This window comes from Phytoactinopolyspora endophytica (genome assembly GCF_004138495.1).
Lineage (GTDB): Bacteria > Actinomycetota > Actinomycetes > Jiangellales > Jiangellaceae > Phytoactinopolyspora > Phytoactinopolyspora endophytica.
In genome coordinates this window covers 3,839-7,567 of sequence record NZ_ML142867.1, presented here as the reverse complement: position 1 = coordinate 7,567, position 3,729 = coordinate 3,839, and the positions used below count along the sequence as shown (strand labels likewise).

Genomic DNA, 3,729 nt, shown 5'->3' with positions numbered 1-3,729 from the left:
TGTCGCTGGGATGATCTCAGTGTCGAGATCCAGCAGCGGGAGAAACTTCTCCGCCTTCTTGCTCACGCCGCCTCCGACGATGAACAGGTCAGGGGAGAAGAGGAACTCCAGGTGGGTGTAGTAGCGCTGTAACCGTTGCGCCCACTCTTCCCACGACAAGTCCTTGCTCTCCCGCACCGACGCCGCGGCCCAGTGCTCTGCCTCCTTGCCGTTCTCCAGGAAGATGTGGCCCAGCTCGGTGTTCGGCTGCAAGACTCCGTTGTTCAGGATCGCGCTGCCGATGCCGGTACCGAGGGTCGTCACGATGACGACGCCGTCGGCGTCGGCACCGGCCCCGAGCCGGGCTTCGGCCAGACCGGCGGCGTCGGCGTCGTTGACGACGGCCACCGGCCGGCCGGTGCGCTCGGTCAGTTCCTTCTCCAGGTTCACGCCGATCCATGCGTCGTCGACGTTGGCGGCCGAGCTGATGACGCCGTCCCGTACGACTCCCGGAAACGTGCATCCGAAGGACTCGTCCCAGCCGAACTGGTCCAGCACGTTCAGGACGACATCGATGACGTTGTCAGGCGTTGACTTCTTGGGAGTGTCGACGCGGACCCGGTCGGCGGCGAACTGGCCGCGGTCGAGATCGACCGGTGCACCTTTGATTCCGCTGCCGCCGATGTCGATACCGAAACCGTTTGTCGCGCCCACCCTTCTAGCTTGGCGTATCCCGGTGCTCGTCGCCAGCTCGACGGGTGATGATGGCCACCAAAGCGGCCATCGCGACCACGATCGCGATGTTGACGGCACCGGCGACCTGCACGCCTCGCGTGAACGCGTCACGCGTCACCTCGAGCAGCTCCGTGCTGGCCGGCGCCGGGAGGCCTGCCGCCACGTCGAGAGCACCGGGGAGCGTGTCACCAGCGGTCTCGACGGCCGTAGGCCCGGCGCTCCGCTCGACGCCGTCGGGAAGCGTGTCGGCGGATGTGAGCCCGCGGTAGACGGCCGTGGCGACACTTCCGCTGACGGCGACCCCGAGAGCCAGCCCCAGCTCGGACGAGGTTTCGGCCATGCCGGAGGCCGAACCGGCCCGCTCCGGCGGTGCGCTGCCGATGACCAGGTCGTAGGTGAGGGCGATGGCCGGGTTGATGGCGAGCGAGATGATGGTGAACCCGACCACCGCCGGCCCGACCCCCGAATCAGCGCTCACCTGCGTGACGGCGACCAGCCCGATACCACTGACCAGGAGGCCGGCGCTGATGACCGGCGCATGACGCCAGCGGCGTGCGAGCGCGGGAGCCATCAGGCTGGTGGCGATCGCGACCACCATCCCGGGGATGATCAACAGTCCGGCGCGCCGTGCCGAGACGTCCAGCACGAGCTGCATGTACTGGATGAGCAGGAACTGCATGCCTGAGATCACGAACAATCCCATGAGCTGAGCACCGAGGGCCGTGCTGAACACCCGGTCGCCCAGCAGCGTCAGGTCCATCAGGGGTTCGGCCAGCCGCCGCTGACGGCGGACGAACACGGTGCCGACGGCGAGCCCGGCGGCGACGGCGACCAGAGCGATGCCGGCCGAGCCGCCCTTGGCGACCTCCTTCACCCCGTAGATGACGGCCAGGATGGCGACCAGGGACAACACGACACTCGTCAGGTCTAGGCGCCCGGCATCCGGGTTGCGGTATTCGGGGAGCAGCAGACGGCCGACGATGAGCAGGAGCGCCATGACGGGCGCGCTGATGAGAAACACCGAGCCCCACCAGAACTGCTCGAGGAGCAGCCCTCCGACGAGGGGCCCGACAGCACCGCCGATCATGAAGTTGATCATCCAGACGGCGATCGCGAAGGAACGTTGTCTCGGATCCGTGAACATGTTGCTGATCAGTGACAGGGTCGACGGCATCAGAGTGGCACCGGTGATGCCGAGCGCCGCCCGGGCGACGATCAGCATCTCGGGGCTCGTCGAGTACGCCGCCAGGATCGACGCGAGCCCGAACGCGGCCGCACCGATCAGGAGAAGCCGGCGCCGTCCGATCCGGTCGCCGAGCGTCCCCATCGTGATCAGGAACCCGGCGATGAGAAAGCCGTAGATGTCGGTGATCCACAGCAGCTGCGAGCTTCCGGGCTGCAGGTCGGCGCTCAGCTCCGGCACGGCCAGGTGCAGGACCGTCAGGTCGAGCCCGATCAGCATGGTGGGAAGCGCGAGCGCCGCGAGTCCGAGCCACTCGCGGCGCCCGGCCTTGTTCGTTGCGACAGTGTCCATGGTTGTCCTCTGCGTTGTGAACTGATCATTCACTGCAGAGGCGCTAGGTTCGAACTCGCTCGCGCTAGATCCGGGCTAGCGGTGGAGCCGGACCAGCATCTTCCCGGTGTTCGTGCCGTTGAGCACGCCGAAGAACGCGGCCGGTGCCTTTGCCAGTCCGTCGACCACCGTGTCCTCGGTGCGCAGGCTGCCGTCGGCCAGCCAGCCGACCGCCTTGGTGATGTATTCGGGGAAGCGGTGGAGGTGATCGGTGACCAGCATTCCGCGCAACGTCAGCCGCTTGGTGTAGGCGCGGTAGAAGTCGCGGGGACCGGGCACCGGCTCCGTGGCGTTGTAACCGCTGACAGCTCCGACCAGGGCCACGCGTCCGCCGACGTTCAGGGCACCGATGGCGGCTTCGAGGTGGTCGCCGCCCACGTTGTCCAGATAGACGTCGATGCCTTGCGGCGCGGCGGCCGCAAGCTGATCGGAGATCGATCCGGCCCGGTAGTCGATGGCCGCGTCGAACCCGAAATCGGCCGTGAGCTTCTTGGCCTTCTCCGCGCCGCCGGCCGAGCCGATCACCCGGGCCGCACCGAAGATTCGCGCGAGCTGCCCGGCGACACTCCCGACGGCGCCGGCTGCCGCCGAGACATAGACCACGTCTCCTTCCTGGATGGGTGCCACCTCGGTGAACGCCGCATAGGCCGTGAGGCCCGTCGTACCCAGCGCGCTCAGGTAGGCCTGTTCGGGCGCGATCGAGGTATCGACGACGGTGGCCGCAGCGGCGTCCAGGACCGCGTGCTCGCGCCAGCCGAGGAAATGCGAGACCGTGGCGCCCACCGGAACGGCGTCCGAACGTGACTCGACGACCTCGCCGACGGCGCTGCCTTCCAACGGCTCACCCAGCTGAAAGGGTGGAATGTAGGACTCGACGTCGTCCATCCGGCCACGCATGTAGGGGTCGACGGACATCCACGTGTTGCGGACGACGATCTGCCCGTCTGCGGGCGGGGCCAGTTCGGTATCGGCCAGTTCAAAGTTCTCCGGCCCCGGTGCACCATTGGGACGGGACGCCAGCCGGATCTCCCGGTTGGTGATGACGCTGCGGACGCTGGTGCTCGACATGGTGTGTCGCCTTTCGAGAGAACTTTGCGGGGTACGGGTGTATGCAGGCGCTCGAGCGCCCGAGAACAGTGCAGTCTCTCAGCACTATGGAGAGGCTGCATCTGTCATGTGACCTAATCAACCATGCTGGGGCTGGACGATCAAATGCTCCTAGGCCTCATGTCGATGTCTGAGCGTCTAATGGGGCGTTAAGATCCAGCTATGGACATTCTGGCCAACCTCTTGACCGAGGTCCGTTCCAACGGCGCACTGTTCGGACGCACCATCATGAGCCCTCCGTGGGCGGTTCGCTTCGCCGACGGCGCGCCGCTCACGCTGGTCACCATGCTTCGGGGCGAGGGGTGGCTCGTCCCCGACGGTGCGGAGCCGGTGCG

The 3,729-nt window shown here is 67.0% G+C and carries 4 protein-coding genes; 1 reads left to right on the top strand and 3 read right to left on the bottom strand.

Annotated features, from left to right (window positions below; translation table 11 throughout):
• The 3 genes from ppgK to ELR45_RS27750 all read right to left on the bottom strand — a co-directional run.
• Nucleotides 1-693 (bottom strand): polyphosphate--glucose phosphotransferase (ppgK, locus tag ELR45_RS27760; protein WP_165368155.1); only part of this gene is annotated, 693 nt, incomplete at its 3' end.
• Nucleotides 694-697: 4 nt separating this feature from the next.
• Entirely contained in the window at nt 698-2,248 is a 1,551-nt protein-coding gene (locus tag ELR45_RS27755; protein WP_129669227.1) for an MFS transporter, read from the bottom strand.
• Between the two features lie 75 nt (nt 2,249-2,323).
• Nucleotides 2,324-3,355 (bottom strand): NADP-dependent oxidoreductase, encoded by a 1,032-nt coding sequence (locus ELR45_RS27750; RefSeq protein ID WP_129669226.1) that lies wholly within the window; start codon nt 3,353-3,355, stop codon nt 2,324-2,326.
• 201 nt (nt 3,356-3,556) lie between these two features.
• On the opposite strand from ELR45_RS27750, the gene ELR45_RS43005 reads away from it, so the two are divergent.
• Nucleotides 3,557-3,729, top strand: a 173-nt coding sequence (locus ELR45_RS43005; protein ID WP_205857426.1) for a cupin domain-containing protein, incomplete at its 3' end; no start/stop codon positions are given.

Excerpts from the sequence above, each read along its gene's own strand:
- ELR45_RS27755 (WP_129669227.1), bottom strand. The coding sequence starts at position 2,248 with ATGGACACTGTCGCAACGAACAAGGCCGGGCGCCGCGAGTGGCTCGGA.
- ELR45_RS27750 (WP_129669226.1), bottom strand. The coding sequence starts at position 3,355 with ATGTCGAGCACCAGCGTCCGCAGCGTCATCACCAACCGGGAGATCCGG.